General features: G+C 63.9%; 24 protein-coding genes and 3 tRNA genes. 4 read left to right on the top strand and 23 right to left on the bottom strand.

Annotated features, from left to right (window positions below):
• Positions 1-292: 292 nt before the first annotated feature.
• The 6 genes from pepN to WMW70_RS12900 are packed head-to-tail and all read right to left on the bottom strand — an operon-like array spanning position 293 to position 6,851.
• Positions 293-2,953, bottom strand: coding sequence for an aminopeptidase N (pepN, locus tag WMW70_RS12875; protein ID WP_341437900.1), 2,661 nt, complete (start codon positions 2,951-2,953; stop codon positions 293-295).
• 54 nt (positions 2,954-3,007) lie between these two features.
• The gene (locus tag WMW70_RS12880) at positions 3,008-3,844 is read right to left on the bottom strand and encodes a DUF2797 domain-containing protein (RefSeq protein WP_341437901.1); all 837 of its coding nucleotides are present in this window, start codon (positions 3,842-3,844) and stop codon (positions 3,008-3,010) included.
• Positions 3,844-4,107 carry a YeaC family protein gene (locus tag WMW70_RS12885; protein ID WP_341437902.1) on the bottom strand — a complete coding sequence of 88 codons (264 nt, stop codon included), beginning with the start codon at positions 4,105-4,107 and terminating at the stop codon, positions 3,844-3,846. The genes WMW70_RS12880 and WMW70_RS12885 overlap by 1 nt, the downstream gene beginning before the upstream one ends.
• Before the next feature lie 27 nt (positions 4,108-4,134).
• A complete protein-coding gene (locus WMW70_RS12890) occupies positions 4,135-5,004 on the bottom strand; it encodes a rhomboid family intramembrane serine protease (RefSeq protein ID WP_341437903.1) in 870 nt (289 codons plus the stop codon).
• On the bottom strand, positions 5,001-5,960 hold the full coding sequence (locus WMW70_RS12895) for a metallophosphoesterase (protein WP_341437904.1): 960 nt from the start codon (positions 5,958-5,960) through the stop codon (positions 5,001-5,003). Before WMW70_RS12895 ends, WMW70_RS12890 begins: the two co-directional genes overlap by 4 nt.
• Positions 5,961-6,851 carry an NAD(+) kinase gene (locus WMW70_RS12900; RefSeq protein WP_341437905.1) on the bottom strand — a complete coding sequence of 297 codons (891 nt, stop codon included), beginning with the start codon at positions 6,849-6,851 and terminating at the stop codon, positions 5,961-5,963.
• A gap of 140 nt (positions 6,852-6,991) precedes the next feature.
• Between WMW70_RS12900 and WMW70_RS12905 the strand changes: the two genes are divergently transcribed.
• The gene (locus WMW70_RS12905; RefSeq protein ID WP_341437906.1) at positions 6,992-7,936 is read left to right on the top strand and encodes a DUF1853 family protein; all 945 of its coding nucleotides are present in this window, start codon (positions 6,992-6,994) and stop codon (positions 7,934-7,936) included.
• Positions 7,937-7,940: 4 nt separating this feature from the next.
• Here WMW70_RS12905 and WMW70_RS12910 read toward each other — a convergent pair whose 3' ends face one another.
• The 5 genes from WMW70_RS12910 to WMW70_RS12930 all read right to left on the bottom strand — a co-directional run bounded on the left by WMW70_RS12910 (position 7,941) and on the right by WMW70_RS12930 (position 14,195).
• Entirely contained in the window at positions 7,941-9,050 is a 1,110-nt protein-coding gene (locus tag WMW70_RS12910; RefSeq protein WP_341437907.1) for a cyclic nucleotide-binding domain-containing protein, read from the bottom strand.
• A 29-nt stretch (positions 9,051-9,079) separates the two neighbouring features.
• Entirely contained in the window at positions 9,080-10,027 is a 948-nt protein-coding gene (locus WMW70_RS12915) for a 1-aminocyclopropane-1-carboxylate deaminase/D-cysteine desulfhydrase (RefSeq protein WP_341437908.1), read from the bottom strand.
• Positions 10,027-11,397: a chromosome partitioning protein ParA gene (locus WMW70_RS12920; RefSeq protein WP_341437909.1), complete on the bottom strand. Its 1,371-nt coding sequence runs from the start codon at positions 11,395-11,397 to the stop codon at positions 10,027-10,029. Before WMW70_RS12920 ends, WMW70_RS12915 begins: the two co-directional genes overlap by 1 nt.
• A 264-nt stretch (positions 11,398-11,661) precedes the next feature.
• Entirely contained in the window at positions 11,662-12,093 is a 432-nt protein-coding gene (locus tag WMW70_RS12925) for a nuclear transport factor 2 family protein (protein ID WP_341437910.1), read from the bottom strand.
• 65 nt (positions 12,094-12,158) lie between these two features.
• Positions 12,159-14,195 (bottom strand): NADPH-dependent 2,4-dienoyl-CoA reductase, encoded by a 2,037-nt coding sequence (locus tag WMW70_RS12930; RefSeq protein WP_341437911.1) that lies wholly within the window; start codon positions 14,193-14,195, stop codon positions 12,159-12,161.
• A 249-nt stretch (positions 14,196-14,444) separates the two neighbouring features.
• Between WMW70_RS12930 and WMW70_RS12935 the strand changes: the two genes are divergently transcribed.
• Positions 14,445-15,482: an AraC family transcriptional regulator gene (locus WMW70_RS12935; protein ID WP_341437912.1), complete on the top strand. Its 1,038-nt coding sequence runs from the start codon at positions 14,445-14,447 to the stop codon at positions 15,480-15,482.
• A 338-nt stretch (positions 15,483-15,820) separates the two neighbouring features.
• Here the strand turns inward: WMW70_RS12935 and WMW70_RS12940 are convergent.
• From WMW70_RS12940 to gspE, 12 genes are all read right to left on the bottom strand, one after another.
• A tRNA-Asp gene (locus tag WMW70_RS12940) sits at positions 15,821-15,897 on the bottom strand.
• 100 nt (positions 15,898-15,997) lie between these two features.
• A tRNA-Asp gene (locus WMW70_RS12945) sits at positions 15,998-16,074 on the bottom strand.
• Between the two features lie 33 nt (positions 16,075-16,107).
• A tRNA-Val gene (locus WMW70_RS12950) sits at positions 16,108-16,183 on the bottom strand.
• A 146-nt stretch (positions 16,184-16,329) separates the two neighbouring features.
• The gene (locus WMW70_RS12955) at positions 16,330-16,845 is read right to left on the bottom strand and encodes a type II secretion system protein M (protein ID WP_341437913.1); all 516 of its coding nucleotides are present in this window, start codon (positions 16,843-16,845) and stop codon (positions 16,330-16,332) included.
• Between the two features lie 2 nt (positions 16,846-16,847).
• Positions 16,848-17,984, bottom strand: coding sequence for a type II secretion system protein GspL (gspL, locus tag WMW70_RS12960; protein ID WP_341437914.1), 1,137 nt, complete (start codon positions 17,982-17,984; stop codon positions 16,848-16,850).
• Complete coding sequence (gene gspK / locus WMW70_RS12965; RefSeq protein ID WP_341437915.1) at positions 17,981-18,946, bottom strand: type II secretion system minor pseudopilin GspK; 966 nt, start codon at positions 18,944-18,946, stop codon at positions 17,981-17,983. Before gspK ends, gspL begins: the two co-directional genes overlap by 4 nt.
• Positions 18,943-19,638, bottom strand: a complete 696-nt coding sequence (gspJ, locus tag WMW70_RS12970) for a type II secretion system minor pseudopilin GspJ (protein WP_341437916.1) — start codon at positions 19,636-19,638, stop codon at positions 18,943-18,945. The genes gspK and gspJ overlap by 4 nt, the downstream gene beginning before the upstream one ends.
• Positions 19,635-20,024, bottom strand: a complete 390-nt coding sequence (gene gspI / locus WMW70_RS12975) for a type II secretion system minor pseudopilin GspI (protein ID WP_341437917.1) — start codon at positions 20,022-20,024, stop codon at positions 19,635-19,637. The genes gspJ and gspI overlap by 4 nt, the downstream gene beginning before the upstream one ends.
• Positions 20,021-20,572, bottom strand: a complete 552-nt coding sequence (gspH, locus tag WMW70_RS12980; RefSeq protein WP_341437918.1) for a type II secretion system minor pseudopilin GspH — start codon at positions 20,570-20,572, stop codon at positions 20,021-20,023. The genes gspI and gspH overlap by 4 nt, the downstream gene beginning before the upstream one ends.
• Before the next feature lie 29 nt (positions 20,573-20,601).
• Positions 20,602-21,027 carry a type II secretion system major pseudopilin GspG gene (gspG, locus tag WMW70_RS12985; protein WP_445942140.1) on the bottom strand — a complete coding sequence of 142 codons (426 nt, stop codon included), beginning with the start codon at positions 21,025-21,027 and terminating at the stop codon, positions 20,602-20,604.
• Between the two features lie 4 nt (positions 21,028-21,031).
• The gene (gene xcpS, locus WMW70_RS12990) at positions 21,032-22,249 is read right to left on the bottom strand and encodes a GspF family T2SS innner membrane protein variant XcpS (RefSeq protein ID WP_341437919.1); all 1,218 of its coding nucleotides are present in this window, start codon (positions 22,247-22,249) and stop codon (positions 21,032-21,034) included.
• 3 nt (positions 22,250-22,252) lie between these two features.
• Positions 22,253-23,740: a type II secretion system ATPase GspE gene (gene gspE / locus WMW70_RS12995; RefSeq protein ID WP_341437920.1), complete on the bottom strand. Its 1,488-nt coding sequence runs from the start codon at positions 23,738-23,740 to the stop codon at positions 22,253-22,255.
• Between the two features lie 242 nt (positions 23,741-23,982).
• Between gspE and WMW70_RS13000 the strand changes: the two genes are divergently transcribed.
• Entirely contained in the window at positions 23,983-24,630 is a 648-nt protein-coding gene (locus WMW70_RS13000; protein WP_445942141.1) for a type II secretion system protein N, read from the top strand.
• A gap of 4 nt (positions 24,631-24,634) precedes the next feature.
• Entirely contained in the window at positions 24,635-26,584 is a 1,950-nt protein-coding gene (gspD, locus tag WMW70_RS13005; protein WP_341437922.1) for a type II secretion system secretin GspD, read from the top strand.
• The last annotated feature ends 98 nt before the right edge of the window (positions 26,585-26,682 follow it).

Consider the following 26,682-nt stretch of genomic DNA (forward strand, 5'->3'; position numbering starts at 1 on the left):
CGAGTTCAGATATTTCAAGCCTCTGCAAGTCAAGCGAAATGGATCATGCCCCCGCAAACCTTTCTTACAATCGAACAAGTAACACAAAAGTGTTACCCGAGCCATTACGGGTAACACTTTCATTTGGTTTTGTCGGACAAGATAGACAAGGAGCGAGCGCAACCAGAAGTTGCGCTCTGGCGGCCAGGCAAAGGCCTGCATGCAGACTTTGCCTAGCCGAGAAGGACAGGCGAGAAACACCGCTCGGGTTGCCAGGGCGACACCCCCGCAGCCCGACCGGGCAACCGATGCGTCAGCCAGCCAGGCTTTTGCTCACCACTTCGAAGACGTCGCTGGACAGCTCGCCCGATGCCAGGATGCGCTGCAGCTCGGCCTTCATCAGTTGCTGGCGAGCACTGTCGTACTTGGCCCAGCGTGTCAGCGGTGCCAGCAAGCGCGAGGCGATCTGCGGGTTGAGGGCATTGAGGACGATTACCTGATCGGCGAGGAAGCGGTAGCCGCTGCCATCGGCCTGGTGGAAGCCCAGCAGGTTCTGCCCGGCAAAGGCACCGATCAGGGCGCGCACCTTGTTCGGGTTCTTCAGAGTAAAGGCCGGATGCTGCATCAACTGCTCGACCCGCTGCAGCGCGCCGGGCAAGGCGCAGGCCGCCTGCACGCTGAACCACTGATCCATGACCAGCGGGTTGTCCTTGAAGAAGTCGGCAAAGCTGGCCAGGGCTGTGGCCTTCTCGGCTTCGAACGGCGAATTGACCAGCACCGCCAGAGCGGTCAGGCGCTCGGTCATATTGTCGGCATTCTCGAACTGCTCCAGACAGGCCGCCAGCACCTCGGCCTTGGCGCTGAGCATCAGGTAGGACAGCGCAATGTTCTGCAGGCTGCGCCGGGCGAAGTGCTCGGCCTCGGCGATATAGGCGGTGCCACGGGAAAGCTCGCGATTGGCCTGATAACGCGCCCACAGCAGATCGAACAGCGCCGCCGACAGTTGCTGGCGAGCAAACTCGCGGGCGGCGTGGATGGCCTCGACATCGGCAACTTCGCTGATTTCGGTCAGATAGGCCTCACCCGGCAGCGAGAGCATCTCTGCGACCATGGCCTGATCCAGCTGCTCATTGGCCAATACGCTGCGCAGGGCCGTAATCAGGCGCTGGTCGAGCACCAGGGCCTCACCGCGCTGATACTGGCCAATCAGCTCCTGCAGCACCTGCACCGACAGCTGCTGCCCCGCTTCCCAACGATTGAAGCCATCGCTGTCATGCTGCATCAGGAACATCAGCTGGTCGCGGCTGTAGGGGAAGCTCAGCTTGACCGGCGCGGAGAAACCACGCAGCAGGGATGGCAGGGGCTGCTCGGCGATATCGACAAAGGTCAGTACCTGCTCGGCCTGGTCGATGGCGAATACCCGCGAGGCCTCACCGGCCTGCGCTTCGCCCTGCAGACGCAGGGCCAAGGCCTGGCCCTGGGCTCCGATAAGGCCCAGCTCCACGGGAATCACAAAGGGCAGCTTCTCACTTTGCCCAGGCGATGGCGGGCAGCTTTGCTGGAAGCTCAGGCTGTAGGTCTTGGCCGCGGCGTCATAGTGCTCGCTGACCGTCAGGCGCGGCGTGCCGGCCTGGCTGTACCAGCGCTTGAACTGGGTCAGGTCGATGCCATTGGCCTCTTCCATCGCGCGGATAAAGTCGTCGCAGGTCACGGCCTGGCCGTCGTGGCGGGCGAAGTACAGGTCGCTGCCTTTGCGGAAGCCCTCGGCACCGACCAGGGTGCGGATCATGCGCACCACTTCCGACCCCTTCTCGTACACCGTCAGGGTGTAGAAGTTGGAAATCTCCATAAAGGCGTCCGGACGCACCGGGTGGGCCATGGGGCCGGCGTCTTCGGCGAACTGATGGGTACGCAGATAGGCCACGTCTTCAATACGTTTGACCGTACGCGAGTGCATGTCGGCGCTGAACTCGGCGTCACGGAATACGGTAAAGCCTTCCTTGAGCGACAGCTGGAACCAGTCGCGGCAGGTCACCCGGTTGCCCGACCAGTTGTGGAAATATTCGTGGGCCACCACCGCTTCAACGCGCTGGTGAGCGGCATCGGTAGCGGTTTCGGCGCGGGCCAGCACGCAGCTGGAGTTGAAGATATTCAGGCCCTTGTTTTCCATCGCGCCCATATTGAAGTCGTTGACCGCGACGATCATAAAGATGTCCAGGTCGTACTCGCGACCGTAGACCTCTTCGTCCCACTTCATGGACTTTTTCAGGCTGTCCATGGCGTGCTGGCATTTGTCGATATTCTCCGGCTCGACATAGATGCGCAGGGCCACCTCGCGCGAACTCATGGTGGTAAAGCTGTCTTCCACACACCAGAGGTCACCGGCGACCAGGGCGAACAGGTATGCCGGTTTCATAAAGGGGTCTTCCCAGGTCGCCCAATGACGGCCGCCCTCTTCACTGCCGCTGGCAATCGGGTTGCCGTTGGACAGCAGCACCGGGTAGCTGTGCTGCTCGGCGCTCAGGGTGGTGGTGAACTTGCTCATCACGTCCGGGCGGTCGAGGTAGTAGGTGATCTTGCGAAAACCCTCGGCCTCGCACTGGGTGCAGAACATGCTGCCGGACTTGTACAGGCCTTCCAGAGCTGTGTTGCTTTCCGGGTGGATGCGCACGCTGCTGTCGATCACAAAGCTGGCTGCGGTTGGCTGCAGGCTCAGGTGGCTGTCGCTCAGCTGGTAATCGCCGGCACTCAGCTCGCGGTCGTCAAGCGCCACGCTGAGCAGCTCCAGCTGCTGACCGTCCAGCACCAACGGCGGAAGACCGCTGCCGGCAGCCGGATTGCGGCGCATCACCAGTTGCGCGTGCACCAGGGTATGGTCATCGAACAACTCGAAGGTCAGGTGCGTTTCATCGATCAGATAATCCGGTACCTGGTAGTCCTTGAGGTAGATCATCTTCGGCTGTTCGGTGCGCATGGCTTGTGGCCCTTTGTCTGCGGCGCGCGAGCGCCGGGTTCGCGAATAGAAAACTCAGGCGGCCAGTTCGTGAACGGCCAGCTGGTAAGCAGTGTATTTGCGGATATTGATCACGCCGGTGTCGAACATCAGGTACTGGCCCTTGATGCCCAGCAGCGTGCCTTCGGCCAGCGGATTCTTGTCCAGGTTGAAGCTGTTGATCTTGGCCGGATAGGCCTCAATCGGGTAGGCAATCTGCACCACCGCTTGATCACTGAGCGGCTGAATCGCCTGGATGCCGAAGCGCTGCTGCAACTCGGTGAGCCCGCTGCCGCAACTGGCAAAGAGCTGCTCGCGCACGGCCAGCAGGTCCACCGGCGCGGCATCGCCCTTGAGCAGCGCGCGCCAGTTGGTCTTGTCCGCCACCTGGCTACGCAGCAGGTCTTCGACAAAGCCGGACTGCTGGCGGGTGGCGACGCGCAAAATCGGCAGGGCCTGGCTCGCGCCTTGGTCGATCCAGCGCGTGGGAATCTGGGTGGCGCGGGTGATACCGACCTTGACCCCGCTGGAGTTGGCCAGGTAGACCACATGATCGGTCATGCAGAACTGCTCGCCCCAGCTCGGCTCGCGGCAGGTGCCGGCCTCATAGTGGCAACGCTCCGGGCTCATGATGCAGATATCGCACTGCGCCAGCTTCTGCATGCAGGGGTAGCAATAACCCTGGCTATAACTGCTCTTGGTCTTGCGCCCGCAATGGCTGCAGTGGATCGCCCCAAGAAATTCCAGACGCAGACTCTTGCCGATCAGCGGATTGACCGGCAGCAATTCATCGCCCAGGCGAAAGCTGTACTGCACCGGCGCATCCAGCTGCGCCGCCATTTTGCTCAGGGCACCACGGGCCAGCTCACTCATCAGTGCAGGGTATCCGTGGACTTGAACAGCAGATTGGGTATTGGCTCGGACTTGGAGCCGCATTCCTGCGGGCCCATGTAACCGATGCGCTGTTCTTCCGGCAGATTCTGGATTTCCCAGGCGATCAAGGCCTGCAGGGTCAGCTCCTTCTGCTCCTGGCTCAGCTTGCGGCCATCGGGCCATTTGCCGATTTCCACGGCCAGCTTGAGGCTCTGGTAGATCTCCGGGGTGATGTTTTCGATTGCTTCAAGAAAGGACGACATGGACGCCTCCAAATACAAAGTGGCAGTTTAACCAGACCGGCGCGCCAGCGCACCGCCCACCAGCCCGGTCAGGCAGCCGGCGAGCAGGCCGCCGACATGGGCGGCATTGGCGATGGCACCGAATTGCAGCAGTTCGAAGATGCCGGTCATGCAGATCAGCAACCAGGCCAGCATCATCACCAGCACACCCGGCGGCAGACGATAGGCCGCGCTGGGGGCCAGGCGCTGGAACAGCCAGCAATGCCCGAGCAGGCCATAGAGCACCCCGGACAGGCCGCCAAACAGCGAAGGCCCGGCCCACAGGTACTGGGCGAAATTGGCCGCCAGGCTGAATACCAGGGTCAGTCCAAGTAGAATCCACGGCCCCTGGCGCGCCTCGACACGGCGACCCAGTTCCCAATACCAGAGCGTATTCATCGCCAGGTGGAGAATGCCGAAATGGATCAGCATCGGCGTCAGCAGCCGCCACCACTGACCGCTGGCCAGGGTCTCGCTCAGATTACTGAAGTAGATGTACTCACCCTGGATACGGAAATCGACAAAGCTCAGCCAGCCGATCGCTTCGTAGTTATCGCCCAGCAGGGTCAGTCCGGCGACCACGAAGGTCAGCAGCAACAGGCTGGAGGTCAGCAGGCTGTTTTTCAGCTGGCCGATAAAGCCCGAAGCCGGGTCTGCGGCCAAGGCCGCGGATGGCGGCACCAGCAGGGCGTCGTCGCCCTGGGGATAACGCGCATACAGCTCGCGCACCTGCTCGGCCAATTGTTCGCCGGGCACCCAGAGCACCTGTTCGCCGGCTTCTTCGGCGACCCGGTGCGGCACCTGCAGACGCTGCAACAAGGCGATAAAGGCGCTCAGATCGACCTGCGCCGGCAGGCGCATGGCGGCTACCGCACTCATGGTTGCACCTCGACCCAGACGAACTTGTGCGGGTCCAGGCGCTGTTCCTGATCCAGGCGGTAGGCCACCAGCTTGCCATTGAGCACCGCGCTGTAATCCAGGCAGGCCAGGTTGGGCCGAATCGGTGCGGGTTTGCCACTGCGCCAGTAATGGCCGACGAACAGCGGCGGCTCATCGGCCGCGTATTTCAACAGCTCGGTTTTCTGCATTTCGGTCAAGGGCATCTGCGCCGCCAGCTCCGGCAGGGCATCGGGCTGGAAAACGATATCGCCATAGGTCTGCGGGTCTTCTTCCCAGAACTTGGTGCGAAAGTGTGCGCGGGTAAAGCCGTCGTCGCTGGTCAGAGTCATGCCATGGGGCAGGCGCATATCGGTGCCGCGCAGCAGGCGGTCGAGCACGGTATTGGCAAAGCTTCCGGGCACCGCCGAAGCCTGGAGGAAGTGCTCGTCGATACAGGCATCAGCGAACAGCCCGCGCAGCGGCTCGATCAGCCCGACATCCCAGCAGGCATGCACCACGCGGAAACGTCCGGCGTCGATAAACAGCGGCAATTCATAGAACCAGTCGAGAAACTCGCGCCATTCCGCCGGATAGGCCTCGAACTGCTCCAGGGTTTCCCTGATCAGCCGGGCGTGCCGCGGCGTATGCTCGCGAACGAACTGCCGGCCACTGCCGGGGGCCGCCGGGGTGCTCCAGCCCAGGGCGTTGAACTCGTGATTGCCCATGATGCACAACGCCTGGCCGGCGACGACCATATCGCGCACCAGGTGCAAGGCCTCACGGATACGCGGGCCGCGATCGACCAGGTCACCGAGAAAGATCGCCATGCGCTGCGGATGACGCCAGACGCCCGCCTGCTGGCGATAACCCAGGGTCTCCAGCAGGCGCGCCAGGGTCTTGGCACAGCCATGGATATCGCCGATCAGGTCGTAGCCACGGGCAGGATCGAGGTCCATTCAGTCGCCCCCGCCACCGAGCCGACTGCCCCAGCCCAGCTTGGTCCGACAGACCTCGTAGTAGTTGTGGTCCAGCGGGTGGATCAGGCGCAGCTTCTGCGACTTCTTGGCCACGGTGACGGTGTCGCCGGGGGCACAGGTGAAGTGGTTCTGGCTGTCGCAGGACACCTGCGGATAGAGCTGCAAATCCTTGGATACGACGATCTTCAACTCGCTGTTGCCGTCCACCACGATGGGCCGGCTGGACAGCGTATGCGGGTACATCGGCACGATGACGATGGCATCCAGCTTGGGATGCATGATCGGCCCGCCGGCGGACAGCGCATAGGCGGTGGAGCCGGTCGGGGTGGCGACGATCAGGCCGTCGGCCTTCTGGCTGCAGACGAACTGGCCGTCGATATACAGCTCGAACTCGATCATCCGGTTCGACTTGCCGGGATGCAGCACCACATCATTCAAGGCATCGCCCTGACCGATGGCCTCGCCATGCCGGCGCACTTCGGCCTCGAGCAGAAAGCGGTTCTCGGTCAGGTAATTGCCTTCCAGCACCTGGGCGACCTTGAGCTCCAGTTCGTCGGGACGAATATCGGTCAGAAAGCCCAGGCTGCCGCGGTTGATCCCCAGTACCGGGACCTTGTGCCGGGCCAGGGCACGGGCCGCGCCGAGCATGCTGCCATCGCCGCCGACCACTATCACCAGGTCGCACACCTCGCCGAGGATCTTGCGTGACGAGGTCTGCAGGCCATGGCCCGGCAGCACCTCGGCGATGGTGTCCTCGAGGATCACATGCAGATGGCGGTCGAGCAGAAACCTTTTCAGTCGGCGAATAGTGTCGAGCACCTGGGTACTGCCCAGCCGACCGATAATGCCGATATTACGAAACTGTTCCATGGTGCTCCCGCAAGACTCTGGATCTAGAGGGTTTCGATTATGGGCGAAAGCCGGCGACAGCGGCAAACTTGACGGTTTCGTCGGCACTGACGGGGCCGGCCGACTTTAGCCGACCGGGTATTCGGGGCTATGCTCGGAGCATGACGCCCTTCGACACGCTGACCGACCTGCCCACGCAACTGTGCCAACCCCCGGTGCGCGACCTGGCGTGGACGCTGCTCTCGCCACCGCTGCTCGACAGCACACCCCTGCTCCAGCGCCATCCGCTCAGTGCCAGCCGCTGGAGCCGCAAGCCGGACCTGCTGGCCGACTGGCTACGCGGCCTGGATGCCGACAGCGGCGCGCTGCAGCAATGGCTGGCGCAAAGCTCGGTACGCCGTCTCGGCCTGTACTACGAACGGCTCTGGCAGTTCGCCCTGAACGCCGCCCCCGATGTCGATGTGCTCGCGGCCAACCTGCCCATTAGGCAACAGGGCCACACCCTGGGTGAGCTGGATCTGCTGCTGCGCGATGAACAGGGGGTGCATCACCTGGAACTGGCGTTCAAGCTCTACCTGGGCCCGGAAAAGGCCGGCGGCGAGGACCAGGCCCACTGGTTAGGCCCCGGCAGCCATGACCGTCTGGACCTCAAGCTCGCTCACCTGTGCCAGCATCAGCTGCCCCTCTCGGCCGGCAGCCAGGCCCTGTCGGTACTCGCCGAACTGGATATTCAACAGGCTCAGGCCGCCCTCTGGCTGGCGGGCTACCTGTTTTACCCCTGGCGGGACAGCTGCGAGGCCCCACAAGGAGCCAATCCGCAGCACCTGCGCGGGCGCTGGCTGCACAGGCGTGACTGGGCGGAATTCGTCAGCCACCCCGCTGCCGGCTATTGGCAGCCTCTGCCGCGCCAGGCCTGGCTGGCACCGGCGCGTCTGGCAAACACGGTGCCGTACACGCCCGCACAGCTCGAACAGTGGCTGGAGGCATTGCCGGCACAGGCCAATGCACAGCTGCTGGTGCGTCTAGTCGAAAGCCCCACGGGGGATTGGCTGGAAGCCGAACGGGCGTTTCTGCTCAATGACCACTGGCCCGACCAGGCGATCTGAGCGCTTAGCGGCTGCGCTCGGTGCGCCCACCCGAACGGGCCAGATAGCCCGAGCCACTTTCACAGAGCAAGGCATCGCGCTGCACCGCCGGCAGGGCATCGACCCCATCACGCAGGGCGTAGGCACTAAATCCCAGCTGCGAGAGCAGGAAGACCGCACTGGCGCTGCGCTTGCCGCTGTCGCAGTAGCACAGGTAGATGCGCTGCTTATCCAGCAGCCGCGCCTTGAGGCGTAGCAACTGCAAGGGCATATTCAGCGACTGCAGGGCATGGGCACGCTCGTATTCGCTCTGCAGGCGCACATCCAGCCACTGCGCGCCCGCGCTGAGCAGGCGCGAGGCCTCACCCAGGGAAACCTCATCGACCACCGGAGCCTTGAGCAGGGAAAAGAAATCCTGCCGATCCAGGCGCAGCACCACACCGGCTTCGAGCATGGTCACCGTGGCATTGCGCGGGCTGTCGGCGAGCAGCGCCTCCTCACCGAAACAGGCCCCTACTTCCAGCTCGGCCAGCACCTGCTGATCGCTGCCAGCCCCGCGCATCACCTCGGCCCGGCCGCTGTTGAGGAAGTAGCAGCAATCGCCCGGCTCGCCTTCACTGAGTACCCGACTGCCCGCGGGCAACTCGATCCGCTGCAACCGTTCAAGCATGGCACGCACATTGGAAGGCGGCACTTTGGCGAACAGCGGATTTGCCAGCAACTGCTCCAGCCACTCCACCTCTTCGTGATTCTGGCCGAGCTCGAGCAACAGGTCCTGATAGGCCAGCCGCCAGGTCAGCAGACGGTTGAGCGTTGCGCTATCGAGCGCCAGCACACTGGCATCGCTGAGGGCGCGCGCCTCGTGCAAACGCGGCAGGCTGGGTGACAGGGGGTGACAGCTGGCCTCAGTACCGGCGCGCAAAAGCTGCTGCTGGCCATCGGCGGACTGCAATTGCAGCTCACCGGCCAGCAGGTAATAGGTGACACGGGCCTGATCGCCCAGACGGAACAGCGATTGTCCAGCCAACAACGGCTGCGGCACCAGCTGCCCACGCAATTCACGCCACTGCTGCTCGGACAGCACATTGAGTGGCGTCAGGCTGCGCAGCTGTTCGGGATTGAGGGGTTCGCTCATGGAAATGCTCAGGCTCCGCTGGTCAAGAGTCAGCCTAGTCGGCCGGCTTGCTGGTATCGCTGCATTGCTGCTGCACGCCCTTGCAGGCCACCCGTGTGGACAAACAACAGGCGGCTGCCACGGGCAAAGTAACCGGCCTCGACCTGCACGCGCAACGCCATTAACGCTTTGCCGGTATACAGCGGTTCCAGCGGCAAACCGCTGGCTGCCTCGCTGGCGACGATAAACTCGAGCAACTCGTCATCGACCGCGGCAAAGCCGCCACGACAGGCCTCCAGCAACTGAAAGGAACCGCCCGTCACCCCAGCGGCCTGAAGGATGGCCTGCACCTGCTGCGGCACACCGTGATCGGCCGGCACCGCCAGCGCGCCATACACCGGGTGGCCCCCCGCCTCGGCCAACAACAGGCCAGCCAGAGTAGTGCCGGTACCCGCGGCCAGCCACCAGCCGTCATAATCGTCCCAGCCAAGCCCAGCCAATTGCCGACGTGCCAGGGGCAGCAAGGCGGCGCAGCCCAGGGCACCGGGCAAACCACCGCCACCCTCGGGCACCGCAGAGAAGCCCGGATAAAGTGCCAGCCATGGCTCCCAGAATCCCGCTTGATGGCGGGCGCGATAACCGCCATAGCCGAGCCAGTGCAGTTGCATGCCGAATGCCCGCAGATCGCGCACAGTGGGCGTGTCCTGAGGCTCTCCACGCAGCAAGCCCACAGTAGCAAAGCCGAAACGCCGACCGGCCGCGGCCAGGGCATGCAGATGATTGGAATGGGCCCCACCGAGGCTGATCAGGCCCTCGGCCCCCGCAGCGGCGGCGGCCTGCAGATGGTGACGCAGCTTGAACCACTTGTTGCCGCTGATCAGCGGGTCGATCAGGTCCAGGCGCAGCACCGCCAGTTCGATACCGGCAGCGGCCGACCAGGCGAACCCCAGAGGCTGCAGCGGTGCATCGGGGCTCCAGTCAGGCAGAACGACTGGCACTAACTGACGGTACGCAGGCGGCTACTGGCCTTGTGCCGGGCACAGCAATTGCTGTCACCGAGGATAAAGCGACTCGGCGTGTCTACCCGATCGATTGGAATGGCGCAGCGTTCGCCGCTGGGCAACAGGGCCTCGCAGCTCGGTTGTTGATAGTGCAGCAACCAGTGGCGGTACTGCTCTTCGGTGACAAAACACTTGGCCGCCGCATAGGCCATGGGATTGTCCTGATAGGCAGAGATGTCCTGCAATGGAATGGTCAGGTGCCCGGCACCCGGGTGATACACCACAAACACCACGCCGAGCTTGGCCAGGCGCTCCAGAATCTGATCCCCACCCTGGCTGGCGAGTTCGGCATAAGCGCGCTTGAGCCGGGTGATTTCCTGCAGCGACTGCGTATCCTGCTCCTTGCGGTAGGCCAGTTCCACATCGCGAATGGCAATCTGTTCCTTGTATTCCACCACCGCCGAAGCGATTTTGGCCTGCATTTCGCTCTCGAACTGCGCGCGCAGCACGTCGCTCTCGCTGCGGCCATGCAGTTCCAGATTGCGCAGCTGTTTGGTCATCTCCTCGCGCGAGGACTGAAAGCTGGCGGCCTGCACCGCCAGTTGCTCCTTGAGGCTGGCATTCAGTTCGGCCTGCTGACGCAGCGCCTGCTGCAGTTCCTCGACCTGCACCTGACGCTGTTTGTTATCGGCCTCACTGGCCAGCTTGAGCTTGGCCAGCTCTTCCTCATGCTGCTGGCTGAGGCTGCTGATGCGCAAACGCTGCTGCTTGATCAGTTGCGCGGTTTTCAACCGATGCTCCTGGTCGAGCTTGTCCTTGGCCTTGGCACCCTCCTCCGGAACGAAGTCCGGAGCGTACCATTTGTCTTCGGAGGCCATTTGCAGGCGCTCGGTCACCACCGCCTGGGCGTTTTCCTCTTCGACCAGAATGCCCAGGTTATTGCGCCGCACCGCGTCACGCAGCAGCACCAGATCATTCTGCCCAGGGGCCAGGTTGGGGTCCCACAGGTGCATCTGGTGCCAGGACACCGGGCACTGGCTACGGCAGCACAGCCGAATCGGCCCGGCACCCAGGTCGGGACCGCGCCCGGCACGCTCGGCCAGGTGCTGCAGGGGAATATTCCAGCCGGAATCGGGAGCGCCCTTTTCGTCGAAATCCAGGTAGAAAAACACCGCGGCCTTGATCATCAGGCGCGGGTTGATCGAGACATAGGCAATGCGCATCTGCTGGTCGGCAAACTCCGGCATATTGACTACGCCGTCGAGCAAGGCCTCGAACTCGGTAAAGAACATTTGCTTGCAGATACCGCCGCGCTCACTGAAGAACATCACGGCTTCAACCATCTGCGGCTTGTTCTGCATGCTCATCGGTTTCCCTCTAGGGCCGAAACGGAACAATCCGTTCAACTGGCAGCACAGCCCGTACGACAGCGAGAAACCGCCACGCCCAGCATGCACCAGCAAGGTTTTGGCAGGTTATACGCCGCCTCAATTTCAGGCGCTACACCTATATTCAGGCAAGTCTAGGGGAAAAACCGCAGCCAGCAATGTGACTGGGTTGGCAGTCGCCCGGCCAGCAGGCCGATAAACGCCTGCGGCGGGGCAAAACTGTGATGGGTTTGGTGCAACGGTTCAGGCTTTCGTGCCGGCCAGGTAGGGAGCCAGGCGTCGCCCCATCTCCTCGCCGAGCGCCTGCAAGCCACTGAGCGGGCGAATCATGACCTCGAACTCGACGATCTTGCCGGCCTCGTCGAAGCGGATCATATCGATGCCCTTGAGCTCACGCTCGCCCACCTTGGCGCTGAACTCCAGCACCACGCTGAAACCATCGGCGCTGGCCAGCTCGCGGTGATAGGCAAAATCGACAAAAACCTTGCTCACGGTATTGAGAATCAGCGACACCACGGGCGCACCGGCATAGGGCTTGTACGCCACCGGCGAGCGGAACACTGCCTGCGGATGCAGCAGTTCGGTCAAGGCGCTCAGGTCGTTTTTCTGCATCAGAGCATGCCACTGTGCCAGCGTGGCGGCCGCGGCCGGCTGCAGTTGAGGGTTATGGAACACGGGCTTTTCCTTATTGTTGTCAGCCACATACAAAACGCCCCGCACTAGGCGGGGCGTCAGTTGCTTTAGAGTTCGGCGGCGAGGCGTGAGCCCTGGTTGATCGCGCGTTTGGCATCCAGCTCCGCGGCCACATCGGCACCGCCGATCAGGTGCACGTTCTGCCCGGCGGCGAGCAGGTCATCCTGCAGTTCGCGCAGCGGGTCCTGGCCGGCGCAGACGATCACGGTGTCAACCGGCAGCACCTGCGGCTCGCCATCGGCGATACGGATATGCAGGCCAGCGTCATCGACCTTGAGGTATTCCACCGAGTTGAGCATCTGTACCTGCTTGTTCTTCAAGCCGGTGCGATGAATCCAGCCGGTGGTCTTGCCCAGGCCGTCGCCGACCTTGGACTTCTTGCGCTGCAGCAGGTACACCTGACGCGCCGGGGCGTGAGGTTCGGCCTTGATCCCGGCAACACCGCCGCGAGCCTCCAGGGCCGCGTCGATGCCCCATTCCTTCCAGAACTCCTCGCGGTTGAGGCTGGTCGACTCGCCCTGATGGGTGATGAACTCGGACACGTCGAAACCGATGCCGCCCGCCCCGATCACCGCGACCTGCTGGCCAACCGGCTTGCGCTCGAGGATGGCGTCCAGATAGCTGATCACCTTGGCATGCTCGATCCCCGGAATGGCTGGGGTACGCGGCGCGATACCGGTGGCCAGGATGATCTCGTTATAGCCACCCTGAGCCAGCTCGGCGGCCGAAACGCGGGTATTGAGGCGCAGATCGACGCCGGTGGTTTCCAGCTTGCGCTTGAAATAGCGCAGGGTTTCAAAGAACTCCTCCTTGCCCGGCACACGCTTGGCCACGTTGAACTGGCCACCGATCTCGCTGCCCGAATCGAACAGGGTCACGCTATGGCCGCGTTCGGCGGCCACGGTGGCCGCGGACAGCCCGGCAGGGCCGGCACCGACCACGGCAATCTTCTTCACCTGAGCGGTGGGGATATAGTTCAGCTCGGTTTCGTGACAGGCACGCGGGTTGACCAGGCAACTGGTCAGCTTGCCGCCAAAGGTATGGTCCAGGCAGGCCTGGTTGCAGCCGATACAGGTATTGATCTCGTCGCTGCGACCTTCTGCAGCCTTGTTGACGAACTCCGGGTCAGCGAGGAAGGGACGCGCCATCGACACCATGTCCGCATCGCCCTCGGCCAGCACCTGTTCGGCGATTTCCGGGGTGTTGATGCGGTTGGTGGTGATCAGCGGAATGCTCACCTCGCCACGCAGCTTGGCAGTGACCTTGGTAAAGGCCGCACGCGGCACCTTGGTGGCGATGGTCGGAATACGCGCTTCATGCCAACCGATACCGGTGTTGATCAGGGTCGCACCGGCTTTCTCGATGGCCTTGGCCAGCAGCACGATTTCGTCCCAGGTGCTACCACCCTCGACCAGGTCGAGCATGGACAGACGGTAGATAATGATGAAGTTCGGCCCTACCGCCTCACGCACACGGCGAACGATCTCCACCGGCAGGCGCATACGGTTTTCGTAGCTGCCGCCCCAGCGGTCAGTGCGGTGGTTGGTGTGGGCCACCAGGAACTGGTTGATGAAGTAGCCTTCCGAACCCATGATCTCGACGCCGTCGTACTCGGCCTGCTGGGCCAGCACGGAGCAGTTGATAAAGTCCTGAATCTGCTTCTCGATGCCCTCTTCGTCCAGCTCGCGCGGCTTGAACGGGTTGATCGGAGCCTGAATGGCACTCGGTGCCACCGACTTGGGGCTGTAGGCATAACGCCCGGCATGGAGGATCTGCATGCAGATCTTGCCGTCGGCCTCATGCACGGCACGGGTGACGACCTTGTGCTTCTCGGCCTCTTCGGCGGTGGTCAGCTTGGCTGCACCGGAATACACCCCACCTTCCTCGTTCGGGCCGATACCGCCGGTCACCATCAGGCCGACACCGCCACGGGCACGCTCGGCGAAATAGGCGGCCATGCGCTCGAAGCCGCCCGGCTTCTCTTCCAGGCCGGTGTGCATGGAACCCATCAGCGCACGGTTCTTCAGGGTGGTAAAACCCAGGTCCAGCGGGGCAAGCAGGTACGGGTAAGGAACGGCGGTCATGGAAGTCTCCACATCAGACATAGCTATTTCACGAAAATGCCGCGGCTTCAATCGAGCCACAGTCGATATGGGATAGACGATAAAGAGCCCAACCGCACGGCTCAATGACCCAAAGTTACAACTTATTGATCAAAACGCGCAGCGTTGCTTGGCAAGCACAGTGCTGCAGCCTACTCTGAGCCTCCGCTATTTCAGCAGCGTCCGAGCCATGCCTGAACGCCTCAGCCAGTCTTTTCTCAGGGAATGCCGATGAAACGCTCAAGAGTCCGCCTGGGCGACCTCGCGGTGGGTTTTGTCGACAGCCTGGCGGCCGCCATGCGCAGCCTGGGCCAGGATCCACAGCCTCTGCTGCTCAGCTACGGCCTCGACCCCGCGCGCCTGGCCGAACCCCGTGCGCGACTGTCGATTCCACGCTATATGCGCCTGGGCCATAGCGCCATTCAGCAAACCGCAGAGCCCGGCATCGGCCTGTTGATGGGCCGCTGCAGCCGTCTCAGCCAGGTCGGCCTGGCCGGCGTGACTGCGGCCCAGGCCCCGACCGTGCGCGAAGCGGCGCGCACCCTGATCCGCTTCGAGCCGCTGTATGCGGCCAACTACCGCGGCCAAGCCAGCCTGCACGAAGATGCCCAGGGTGCCTGGCTGCGCTTCTACTCGATCAGCCCCTACAACGACTACAACCGCTTCGTGATCGATTCGGTGCTGGCCAGTTGGGCCCAGCAACTGAGCAAGCTGGTGCAGCAGCCGCTGCCCGTGGAGAAGGTGCAGATCGAATTCCCTGCCCCCGACTATGCCGCGCAATACCCCGAACTCTTTGCCTGCCCGGTGGAGTTCGCCTGTACCCACAACCAGCTGCGCCTGAACCAGCACAGCCTGAATATGCGCAATCCGGAACACTGCCCGAGCACCTGGAAACACCTGCTGGAAATCTGTGAGGGGGAACTGGAGCAACTGACCCGCACCCGCAGCCTGCGCGAGCGCATCACCCAGTTGCTCGGCCCCCTGCTGCATGGCCGCGAACCGGACCTGAGCGAGGTGGCGGCGCGCCTGCAACTGCCGAGCTGGACATTGCGGCGCAAGCTGGCCGAAGAAGGCACGCAGTTTCGCACCATCCTCAACGACACCCGCCGCGACCTGGCCATGGCCTATATCCGCGACACCGAACTGGCGTTCGGCGAGATCGCCTACCTGCTCGGTTTTGCCTCGGCGGAGGCCTTCCAGCGCGCCTTTAAGCGCTGGAACCAGCAAACCCCAGGGGAATACCGCCGCGAGCAACGGCGGGCACAATAATCAAGGGAGGCGCAAGCCATATGCCGCGCCTCAAACAGCACTTTTCAACGGACTGCTAGAGTTCGGTGGCGTCTTCCGCCAGCTCCACCCCATCTTCTTCCAGAGCATGCAGCTCCAGCAATTCCTCAACATACTCATCCATAGCGGCATCCTCCCGATTGGCGTCAAGCTCCTAACAAGGAGCATGCCAAACAGACTAAAAGATGCAGATGAATACAAGATGACAGGTTGTCGCGGCCGCTACAAAAGCGCCTGAACGATGCGGCCCACTGGGGCTACCACCATAAATTACAGGCAATAAAAAACCCGCTGATATCGCTATCAGCGGGCTTCATATATGGCGCAGCGGACGGGACTCGAACCCGCGACCCCCGGCGTGACAGGCCGGTATTCTAACCGACTGAACTACCGCTGCGTGTCGGTGGACTTGCGTCCATGGAACTCTTGCTTCATCTGATGAGGCCGCCGGTGAGGGCTTTTTCATCTCAGCCTGAGCGAACTCAGACTGGAAAATATGGCGCAGCGGACGGGACTCGAACCCGCGACCCCCGGCGTGACAGGCCGGTATTCTAACCGACTGAACTACCGCTGCGCGTCGGTGGACTTTCGTCCGGTTTCACAAGAGTGGTGGGTGATGACGGGATCGAACCGCCGACCCGCTGCTTGTAAGGCAGCTGCTCTCCCAGCTGAGCTAATCACCCGCTGCTTGCGAGGCGCGAAATTTACGCAAGGGCCGAAGCTAAGTCAATACCCTGCTTAAAGTTTTTCTAAAAAGATGGAAAACCCGGTGCCCCCATGCGGTGCCCATTTGCCGCACCGCGCACCACCCTGCAGCCTGGCGCAGCGCTTATGGCGCGACCCGCAGGCTCAAACGCGCGGCCACCTTGCTGTCCTCGGCACGGTCCAGGCCCGCCTCGGCGATCTGCACCCCCTGAGCCTCCAGCGCAGCGAACCAGCGCAGCAACTGGGCAAAAGGTGCCGGCTGCACACTGACCTGCAAGGCCCCATCACTGTCGCTGTCCAGCCGTTCGATGGTCAGGCCCTGCGCCCCTGCACTGGCAGTCACCAGGCCCTGCAGGCGCGCCGGCTCGATACTCACCTGCGGCCGGCTCGCCAGGCTGCGCGCCAGCGGAGCCCGGCTTTGCAGGTAGGCATGCAATTCGCGCTGGGTTTCGAAGGCACTGCGCGCATTCGCCAAACGCTGCTGAGCCGGCTGCCAGAGGGTCAGGTACAGCAGCACCAGCAGAACGAACAGCGCCAAGCAGGTCAACGACAGCCGATCGCGGGGGGCCAGGGCGCGCCAGCGCTGGACCAGCTGCGAACGTTCCAGCTGGACGGTAAAACCTTTATCGAGCTCGAGCATACTCATCCTCCGATCACCACGCGGGCACTGACACCATCGGTTTCCCGGCTAGCCGAGCCCAGCTGCACGGCCAGCCCGCTTTCCTGCAGACGCTCACGCAAGCGCTCCAGCTCGGCAAAGCCCGCGGCCTGCACCTGCATGGCCAGGTCGCCGCGGTTCTCGCTAAAGTCCACCTGCCTGATCTGCACCTGCCCGCCCTCGGCCACCACGGCCTGACTGACCTGCGCCAGCAGGCTCAGCAACTGGGCCTGACCAGGCCCGCTGCCCGCCCCCAGATGCTGATCGAACTGCGCCCGCAGATTGACCAGCTTGCTGTCCTGGGGAAACAGCTCCTGATAGAGCGCGGCGCTGGCCGCGGCGTAGTTGTCGGCCTGGCGCTGCAAATGCCAGCCCTGGGCCAGGTCGAAGCCCCATTGCAGCACCAGCCAGATGCCAAGCACGCCCAGCAGTGGCTTCCAGCGCTGCCACTGGCCGCCACTCGACTGCACGGCAAAGGTCTCCTGCGCCAGGTTGGTGCCGGTTGTCTGCTGCGCCAGCCAGAGGAACGGCGCGTCGATCTGCACACGCTCATCCACCGGCTGCGGGGCCTCTTGGCCGGGGCAACACCAGGCCTGCTGCGGATGCGCGCAAAGCGCCGCCAAGGCCGGCCAGTCGGCAGCGGTCAGGGCCAGGCGGGCAACCCCTTCACCACCCAGCAACCAGCGGCCATGCAACTCCAGCAATTGGCTGCCGGTTGCCGGCAGCAAATCGGCATCGACGACGATGCGCTGCGGGGGCGTATCGCATAGCGCCAACCAGGCAGCCAACCAACTGCGGCGTACGGCAATCACCCGATAGCGACCATCAGCCAGGGGCTCGCCCAGCGCCAAATGCATCAACTCGACATCCTCGGCCAGCAACTCCTCCACGGCGAAGGGCAGCGCCTGACGCAGCCAGCGCGCCTTGCGGGTCGGTAGATTGACCGCGCAGGCGGTCACCGCCTCAACCGGCAGCACCAGGGTCCAGCTGCCCGACAGCTGCGCCTGCACCTCGGCGAACGGCAGGCACTCACTGTGCCCCTCCGCGACCCGCTGCACCGGCAGATCCAGGCGGGCACCAGCGCAGGCCGCGGGCGGTAGAAATATATGCAACTGACTCATGGCTCGACTTCCTCGACGGGCGCAGCCGGCATGCCGCTGAGCCCCAGATCACGGGCTAAAACATATATCCGGCCATCGCTGGCGCGGTACAAGGTGCTGCGCAGAACCTGTCGGCGATCGCCGATATGGACTTCGCTGACCACCTGAAAATACTGGCTACCGACACCCAGGGCCTGGCTCTGCGGCTGCAGGCCAGCAAGCTGCGCGGTAAAGCTCGCCGGATTGTCGTAGCCCTCGCTGCCGCGTCCGGCGACCAGCCCCAAGGCCGCGCTCAGCGACAAGCCATCGGCCACGCTGGCCAGCACTCTGGCGCTGGCGGTGTTGACGTTCAGGGTCGCCTCCGCCGGCAAGGCAGTGACATAGGGCGACACGCGCTGGTAGTCGACCTCGTTCATTTCCAGCAGCAGACGCAGTTCCGATACATCCGCCAGCGCCCGATTACCGGCGCGGTAGGGCGGCTGTTGAAGCAGGTACTGATTGTCCTCGGCTCCGTAAGCTCCGCTGGCCTGGTCGTCGGCATCCAGCCAGTCGAGCAGGCGCTCGGCATAGGGCGTTTCGATCTGCAGGCCCAGCAGCAACCGGCGGAACTGGGCCATGGCGGCGTCGTTGGGCTGCCCCTGGCGCAGCAGGCTGTTGAGGTTGAAGCGCGCACTCAGATCACTGATCTGCACCCGCAATTCGCCGCCCTCATCCAGGGCAAAGGGTGCCAGAGGCTTGGCCCATGGCTCGTTCAGGTGATCGACCGGCGCACGCGGATCGCCCTGGCGCAGATCGCGCAGCAGCACCGCCTTGGCCAGGGTCTCGCCGCCCAGGGCGTAGTGCCAGGCCTGGCGCACATGCAGCTGGTTGCTGCTGCTGCGAATCGACAGCTGCTGGCGGGCGATGATCCCGGCACTGACCACCGTAACCACCGCCACCACCAGCAATACGGTGATCAGGGCCATGCCGCGCTGGGGCCTCATGATTGTGGCACCCCCTGCTCGTCGCCCGCTTCGTCCTGCGGGGCCTCGGGGTCCTGCCCGGGGATCTGACCCTGGCGCTCGGGCAGCCCCTCAGGCAAACGCAGCAGGCGGCGCAGCTGACCATAGCGACGATGTTCCAGCAGCAATTCAAGGGCCTGGGGCAGCCGGGTCAGGCCGTCTTCCCCCGGCCCCGCCTCGGGCGGCCAGCTGTCGTGCCACACACCCTTGGCGTCCCGATAGCGCAGCTGCAGGGCCGTGACCCCATCCAGCGCCTGCTGCACCTGGGGCTGACTGTCCTGGGCCTGATCAAGCACCGTCCAGTACAGGCGTTGCCATTGCTCACCACTGCGCTGCCAGCGCACCCGCTGCAGCGAGGCTCGCGGCTGCGCCAGGGGATTGCGCCAGCCACTGCGGCTGAGTTCGAGCGCACCCTCATCGCCCGCCTCGGCAAGCAGCGCCGCCCGCGGTTCGCCAAAGGGGTCGCGCACCGGCCTGGCCTGCACCTGCAGCAGATCCCGCTCGAATGCCGCCATGGCCCGCACCAGCTCGCGCAGCTGCGCCTCGTGGCTACGGGTGACCTTGTCGGTTTGCAATACGCTGTCGAGCATGCGGTAGGTACCCAGGCCCAGTAGCGCGAAAATTGCGATGGCGATCAGCAATTCGAGCAGGGTGAAACCCCGCGCCGCCTTCACAGCCCTTCCCCGAGGAAACCGTCGAGGCTGACCAGAGCGCGCTCGCGCACCTCGCCGCTATTGCCCTGCTCGGCACGCTCCGCCACCCACAGGGTGACGCGGCGCAGCGCCGGCTCGCTGGTCGCCCGGATTTCGCTCTGCCACTGCCAGCGCCGCCCGGCGAACATCAGCTCACCCTGCGCGCGGCCATCGGCCACCGGAGTTTGCGCCAGCTGCAGTTCGGTCAGCTGGTTGTCGGCGATCCACATCGCCAGGGTCTTGTCTTCCAGGCGCGAAGCGGTTTGCAGGCTGCGCGCGGTGGCGGTCAGCACGCTGGCCGCGACCATGGCGAAGATGGCCAGCGCCACCAGCACCTCGAGCAGGGTAAAACCGCTTGCACGCTTCATCCGGCGCGTCCTGGTGGCGATTCGACTTCCACCCTGGGCAGGCGAAAACCGTCGCTGCTCAGCAGCAGACGCAGGCCATCGGCACGCCGCTCCGCCAGACGCAGGCGAAAGGGGCTCATTTCGCCGCTAGACAGCAACAGCAACTGCGGCAGCAACGCCACGCCCTCGTCGCCCTCGGCCTTGTCCTCGGGCAGCGGCAGGGCCAGGGCTGCGCCCTCCAGCTCGACACTCAGCTCGGCCCAGGCGGGCAATCGGTGGGGTTTGCCGGGCAGCGCCTGCCAGCTCAGGGTCAGCGAGTCGTAGCGCAGCACCTGGTAGCTGTCAGGGCTGAGCAATAGACCATATTCACGGTTATCCAGCACCGCCTCCTCGGCCAGCACGCCGATCAGGCCGGCCAGGCGCTCGGCCTCGCTGTGCAGCTCCCGCCCCGGACCGACGATGCCCAGGCTGAGCACCGTCAGGCCGATCAGACTGCCAAGAATTACCAGCACCACCAGCAACTCGATCAGGGTAAAGGCCCGCGACCCGACTGCTGTCGAGGCTTGCATGGCGGCGCGGCGCACTCAGCAGCGCCCCATCAGAGGTCCCAGTTACCGATATCGGCATCATTTTCGCTGCCGCCTTCCTTGCCGTCGGCCCCTAGCGAATAGAGGTCGAACGCGCCCTTGGTGCCCGGTGCCAGGTACTGGTAGTCATTGCCCCAGGGGTCCACCGGCATGCGCTTGAGGTAGCCATCGCGGTTCCAGTTCTTCGCCTGCGGATTGCCCGAAGGCTTTTTCACCAGGGCTTCCAGGCCCTGCTGGGTGCTCGGGTAGCTGTGATTGTCCAGCTTGTACATATCCAGGGCGGCGGCAATCGACTTGATATCACCCTTGGCCACGGTGACCTTGGCCTGATCCGGCCGGCTCATCACCTGCGGCACCACCAGGGCGGCAAGAATGCCCAGGATCACCACCACCACCATGATTTCGATCAGCGTAAAACCCTTTTGCGCCTTGTTCACATGCTTACCCCACCAATTGATTGAGCGACAGAATCGGCAGCAGGATGGCCAGAACGATGACCAGCACCACTGCTCCCATAAAAACCAGCATAAAGGGTTCGAACAACCCGACCAGCAGCGCCACCTGGGCCCCAAGATCGTTTTCCTGATTGCGCGCGGTGCGCGCCAGCATCTGATCCAGTTCGCCGGAGCGTTCGCCGCTGGCGATCATATGCAACATCATCGGCGGAAACTGACCACTGGCCTCCAGCGCGCGAGTCAGGCTGCCTCCTTCGCGAACCTTTTGCGCGGCGATGACCACATCGGCGCGGATCACCCGGTTGGCGATCACCTGTACGCCGATACCCAGGGCCTCAACCAGCGGCACGCCGCTGCGGGTCAGGATCGCCAGGGTCGAGGCAAAGCGCGCGCAATCGGTGGCCCGAATCAGCCGTCCGATCAGCGGCAGACGCAACAGCAGGCCATGCCAGCGCGCCTTCAGCGCATCGTCACGCAACGCCCGGCGCAGGGCGAACACCGCCGCCACGGCCAGAATCACCGCCAACCAGCCCCAGCTCTTGACCCAGTCGCTCAGGCCGATCAGGCCGCGGGTCAGGGCCGGCAGGGTCTGCCCGGAATCGACGAACACCCGCACCACATCCGGCACCACATAGCCGAGCAGAAAGCCGACGATCAGCAGCGAGGCGCACATCAGGATCAGCGGATAGAGCAACGCCAGCTGAATCTTCTGCCGCGACTGCTGGCGTTGCTCGGTGTAGTCGGCCAGTTGCTCCAGCACCGGCCCCAGATGCCCGGCGTGCTCGCCCGCCGCCACCGTGGCGCGGTACAGCTCGGGAAAGGCCGAGGGGAATTCCTTCAGGCTGCTGGCCAGGTCATGGCCCTCCAGCACCCGCGCGCGCACGGCCAGCAGCATGCTCTGCACCCGCGGCGAACGAGCCTGGGCCGCCGCCGCGCGCAGGGCTTCCTCGATCGGCAAAGCCGCCTGGATCAGCGTCGCCAACTGGCGCGTCAACAGCGCCAGATCGCTGGCCGAAAGGCCGCGACTAAAGCTGAAATGGCTACCGCCGCCGGCGTGCTCGCGGGTCCGGGTCGGTTTGACGTCCAGCGGAGCGAGCTGGCGGTCGCGCAGCACCTGGCGCACCTGGCGGGCGCTGTCGGCCTCCAGCACGCCTTTCTGCTGGCGGCCCTTGCTGTCGAGGGCGAGGTATTCGAAAGCGGCCATGCCCTATTCCTCGCGGGTCACACGCAGCACTTCCTCCAGGGTGGTCACCCCGGCCAGTACGTTGCGCATGCCGTCGGCCCGGATACTCGAACCCAGGGTGCGGGCATGGCGAACCATGTCCTGCTCGGAGGCGGCATTGTGGATCAGGGTGCGCAGCTGATCATCGAACACCACCAACTCATAGATGCCGGTACGCCCGCGATAACCCTGCTGATGGCATTCGGCGCAGCCGCGGGCGTGATACAGGTTCGGCGGCGATACAGCACTTACCCCCAGCAGCGTGCATTCCGCCGCATCAGCCTGGTAGGCCTCCTTGCAGTGCGGGCAGAGCACTCGCACCAGGCGCTGGGCCAGCACGCCGAGCAAGGACGAGGACAGCAGAAAGGGTTCGACGCCCATATCCACCAGGCGCGTAATGGCCCCGATGGCGCTATTGGTGTGCAGGGTCGAGAGCACCAGGTGACCGGTCAGGGAGGCCTGCACGGCGATCTCGGCGGTTTCCTTGTCGCGGATTTCGCCGACCATCACCACGTCCGGGTCCTGACGCAGGATGGCGCGCAGGCCGCGGGAAAAGGTCATATCGACCTTGGCATTGACCTGGGTCTGGCCGATACCTTCGAGGTGATATTCGATCGGGTCCTCGACGGTAAGAATATTGCGGCTGCGGTCATTCAGACTGACCAGGCTGGCGTACAGCGTGGTGGTCTTGCCCGAGCCGGTGGGGCCGGTCACCAGCAGGATGCCATGGGGCTTGCGCACGGTGGCTTCCATCAGGTCACGGTCGCGGGCGCTCATGCCCAGGTGTTGCAGGTTGAGACGGCCGGCCTGCTTGTCGAGCAGACGCAGCACCACCCGCTCGCCATTGGCCGAAGGCAGGGTCGAGACCCGTACATCCACCTCGCGGCCGCCAACTTTCAGGGAAATCCGCCCATCCTGGGGAATACGCTTCTCGGCGATATCCAGGCGCGCCATGACCTTGATCCGCGAGACCAGCAAGGCCGCCAGCTCGCGCTTGGGCTCGAGCACCTCGCGCAGAATGCCATCGACCCGGAAGCGTACGACTAAACGTTTTTCGAAGGTTTCCAGGTGGATGTCCGAGGCGTTTTCCTTGATCGCCTCGCCGAGGATGGCGTTGATCAGGCGAATGATCGGCGCGTCGTCCTCCTGCTCCAGCAGATCCTCGGTTTCCGGCACCTGCTCGGCCAGGGCCGCCAGATCCAGGCTGCCGCCGATGTCCTCGGCCAGCTGCATGGACGCCGAATCATGCTGATAGGCCTGGCCCAGTGCCTGTTCGAAGGCCTCCTGGGTCAGGCCACGCAGCGCCAGTTGCGCGCCGATCATCCGCTGGGCTTCGGCCAGGGCCACCAGTTCGACACCCGGACGATAAGCCAGGCACGGGCCCTCGCATTCGCTCAGCAGAACCACGCCGTGGCGCCTGGCAAAGCTGAACGGTAAACGCCGTAGTGGCACTTCGGTTAGCAGCGCATTCATGGGGTAACGGACCTTGACCACGGTAACCAGGCGTCTGTCGCAAAAGCAGCAACCGAGCGCTCAACACCTAGGGTTCCACGAGTTAATTGTTGTAAGTTGCCTGCAATTAGAACGCAAACAAGGGCGCGCTATCTTTAGCACATTGAGCCGAGCGACACACGCCCCTGACGGGGGGCTGTCAAATCGGCGGCAACTGTCTATGATCAGCGCGCGATCCAGACCACAGAATAATAAAATTCGGAGTGACGCTTTTGCCCGTTTCGGCAACCCAACACTGGCTCCAGCGGCATGCCATCGCCCTGGCAGCCATCGCTGTAGTTCTCGCCATGAGCATCAGCCTGGCCTGGCAAAGCGCCGACTGGCTGCGCTCGTTGCGTACCCCGCCGGCGACCAGCGAGCTCAACCCCAATACCCCCAACGCCCCGGCAAGCCACCCGCAACTCGGCCAGCTGTTCGGCCACAGCCAGCCTGGCAGCGCCGACGCCCCGGCCACCAACCTGCGCCTGACCCTGCTGGGCAGCTTCGTGCATGCCGACCCCAAACGTTCCAGCGCGATTATCCGCAGCGAAGGCAGCCCGGCTCAGCGCTACAGCGTGGACAGCGAAATTAGCAGCGGCGTGCGCCTGCATGCGGTGAGCGCCGATCGGGTCGAGCTGCTGCGCAATGGCCGCCGCGAGAGCCTGAGTTTCCCGCTCAGCCAGGCCCAGGACAGCGCCAACACCTATAACAGCAACAGCGCCGAGGACTCACTCGAACAGCTGAGCGAAATGGAAAACGACAACCTGGCGCAACTGCGCGAACGCATGGATGCCCTGCGCCAGCAGATGGAAGCCTCCGGCACCTTGCCGGCGGACGCTGAACCCACCGATCAGCCTACGGAAAACGACTGAACCGATGACCCCGATCCTTTCGCGCCTTACCTTCGCCCTGCTCGCCGCCGGCCTGGCTTGCAGCCCGCTGCCGCTGAGCGCCGCCGTCAATGCCGTGACCCCGAGCGCCAGCCAGCAGGAAGAAAGCTGGACCATCAACCTCAAGGGTGCCGATATCCGCGAGTTTATCGATCAGGTGGCGCAGATCAGCGGGCAGACCTTTGTCGTCGACCCCCGGGTCAAGGGCCAGGTCAGCGTGGTGTCGAATACCGCGCTGAATCTCACCGAGGTCTACCAGCTGTTTCTCTCGGTCATGGCCACCCACGGCTTCAGCGTGATGACCCAGGGCGACCAGGCGCGCATCGTACCCAATGCCGAAGCCAAGGCTGACGCCGATTCCGGCCGCGCCGCCCCGGACCGTCTGGAGACCCGCCTGATCCAGGTGCAACATGGCTCGGCGACCGAGCTGATCCCACTGATTCGCCCCCTGATTCCGCAGTACGGCCATCTGGCCGCGGTCAGCTCGGCCAACGCCATTATCATCAGCGACCGCAGCGCCAATATCGAACGCATCGAAGACCTGCTGCGCCAGCTCGACCAGAAGGGCCAGAATGATTACAGCGTGCTCAACCTGCAACATGCCTGGGTCATGGACACCGCCGAGGTGCTGCGCAGCGCCATCGACCGCGGCCAGGCCAAGGGTGCAACCGGCACCCAGGTGGTGGCCGACGGCCGTACCAACCGCCTGATCCTGCTCGGCCCACCGGCTGCACGCGCCAAGCTGATGGCCCTGGCAAAATCGCTGGACACCCCCACCAGCCGCTCGGCCAATACCCGGGTGATTCGCCTGCGCCACAGTGATGCCAAGAGCCTGGCGGAAACCCTCGGCGAGATCTCCGAAAAGCTCAAGCCGGAGTCCGGCGGCGAAGGCACCGGCAAGCCGCAGACGGTGCTGATCCGCGCCGACGAGAGCCTCAACGCCCTGGTACTGCTGGCCGAACCCGATGTGGTGGCAACCCTGGAAGACATCGTGCGCCAGCTCGATGTGCCACGCGCTCAGGTGATGGTCGAAGCGGCGATTGTCGAGGTATCCGGCGATATCAGCGACGCCCTGGGCGTGCAGTGGGCGGTGGACGCCCGCGGCAGCACCGGCGGCCTGGGCGGCACCAACTTCAGCGGCACCGGCCTGTCGGTCGGCAGCGTGCTGCAGGCCATTCAGGATCAGGGCAATGGCACCGACAACAACACTCTGAACAATCTGCCAGATGGCGCGATCATCGGCCTGGGCACCGACAGCTTCGGCGTACTGATCACCGCACTGTCGGCCAACAGCAAGAGCAACCTGCTGTCCACTCCCAGCCTGCTGACCCTGGACCACCAGAAGGCGGAAATCCTGGTCGGGCAGAACGTACCGTTTCAGACCGGCTCCTTTACCACCAGCGGTTCGGGTGCCGACAACCCCTTCACCACCATCGAACGCCAGGACATCGGCGTGACCCTCAAGGTCACCCCGCATATCAACGACGGAGCCTCGCTGCGTCTGGAAATCGAGCAGGAAATCTCCTCCATCGCCCCCACCAGCCAGGGCGTCAATGCGGTCGACCTGATCACCAACAAGCGCTCGATCAAGAGCACCATCCTCGCCGAAAACGGCCAGGTCATCGTGCTTGGCGGGCTGATTCAGGATGACGTCACCCAGGCCGACTCCAAGGTGCCGCTGCTGGGCGATATTCCCCTGCTTGGCCGGCTGTTCCGCTCGACCAAGGAAACCCGCATCAAGCGCAACCTGATGGTGTTTCTGCGTCCCACGGTGATCCGCGACGCGGCAGGCATGGCGGCGCTCTCCGGGAAGAAATACAGCGATATCCGCGTACTCGGCGATATCCGCGAGAACTACCGCCCCGGCATCCTGCCGCGCAACCCGGTGCAACTGTTCGACCAGGCCGAGCCAGAAGCGATCGACCTGCGCGACTAGATTCGCGGCCATGGACAGCGCCTACGGATAAAAACGCTACCGCGACGCAGATACAAAAAGGCCTCGGATTTACCGAGGCCTCTTTGCTGCAGACTTGC

It is taken from the genome of Pseudomonas sp. XK-1 (genome assembly GCF_038069885.1).
In the GTDB taxonomy this organism is placed as follows: Bacteria; Pseudomonadota; Gammaproteobacteria; order Pseudomonadales; family Pseudomonadaceae; genus Aquipseudomonas.

Excerpts from the sequence above, each read along its gene's own strand:
- WMW70_RS12890 (WP_341437903.1), bottom strand. The coding sequence starts at position 5,004 with ATGAGTGCGGTAGCCGCCATGCGCCTGCCGGCGCAGGTCGATCTGAGC.
- gspK (WP_341437915.1), bottom strand. The coding sequence starts at position 18,946 with ATGAGGCCCCAGCGCGGCATGGCCCTGATCACCGTATTGCTGGTGGTG.
- WMW70_RS12905 (WP_341437906.1), top strand. The coding sequence starts at position 6,992 with ATGACGCCCTTCGACACGCTGACCGACCTGCCCACGCAACTGTGCCAA.
- WMW70_RS12895 (WP_341437904.1), bottom strand. The coding sequence starts at position 5,960 with ATGGACCTCGATCCTGCCCGTGGCTACGACCTGATCGGCGATATCCAT.
- WMW70_RS12900 (WP_341437905.1), bottom strand. The coding sequence starts at position 6,851 with ATGGAACAGTTTCGTAATATCGGCATTATCGGTCGGCTGGGCAGTACC.
- gspH (WP_341437918.1), bottom strand. The coding sequence starts at position 20,572 with ATGCAAGCCTCGACAGCAGTCGGGTCGCGGGCCTTTACCCTGATCGAG.
- gspL (WP_341437914.1), bottom strand. The coding sequence starts at position 17,984 with ATGAGTCAGTTGCATATATTTCTACCGCCCGCGGCCTGCGCTGGTGCC.
- pepN (WP_341437900.1), bottom strand. The coding sequence starts at position 2,953 with ATGCGCACCGAACAGCCGAAGATGATCTACCTCAAGGACTACCAGGTA.
- WMW70_RS12885 (WP_341437902.1), bottom strand. The coding sequence starts at position 4,107 with ATGTCGTCCTTTCTTGAAGCAATCGAAAACATCACCCCGGAGATCTAC.
- WMW70_RS12935 (WP_341437912.1), top strand. The coding sequence starts at position 14,445 with ATGAAACGCTCAAGAGTCCGCCTGGGCGACCTCGCGGTGGGTTTTGTC.
- gspI (WP_341437917.1), bottom strand. The coding sequence starts at position 20,024 with ATGAAGCGTGCAAGCGGTTTTACCCTGCTCGAGGTGCTGGTGGCGCTG.
- gspE (WP_341437920.1), bottom strand. The coding sequence starts at position 23,740 with ATGAATGCGCTGCTAACCGAAGTGCCACTACGGCGTTTACCGTTCAGC.
- WMW70_RS12910 (WP_341437907.1), bottom strand. The coding sequence starts at position 9,050 with ATGAGCGAACCCCTCAATCCCGAACAGCTGCGCAGCCTGACGCCACTC.
- WMW70_RS12930 (WP_341437911.1), bottom strand. The coding sequence starts at position 14,195 with ATGACCGCCGTTCCTTACCCGTACCTGCTTGCCCCGCTGGACCTGGGT.
- gspD (WP_341437922.1), top strand. The coding sequence starts at position 24,635 with ATGACCCCGATCCTTTCGCGCCTTACCTTCGCCCTGCTCGCCGCCGGC.
- WMW70_RS12955 (WP_341437913.1), bottom strand. The coding sequence starts at position 16,845 with ATGCTCGAGCTCGATAAAGGTTTTACCGTCCAGCTGGAACGTTCGCAG.
- WMW70_RS12920 (WP_341437909.1), bottom strand. The coding sequence starts at position 11,397 with ATGAGCATGCAGAACAAGCCGCAGATGGTTGAAGCCGTGATGTTCTTC.
- WMW70_RS12880 (WP_341437901.1), bottom strand. The coding sequence starts at position 3,844 with ATGAGTGAGCTGGCCCGTGGTGCCCTGAGCAAAATGGCGGCGCAGCTG.
- xcpS (WP_341437919.1), bottom strand. The coding sequence starts at position 22,249 with ATGGCCGCTTTCGAATACCTCGCCCTCGACAGCAAGGGCCGCCAGCAG.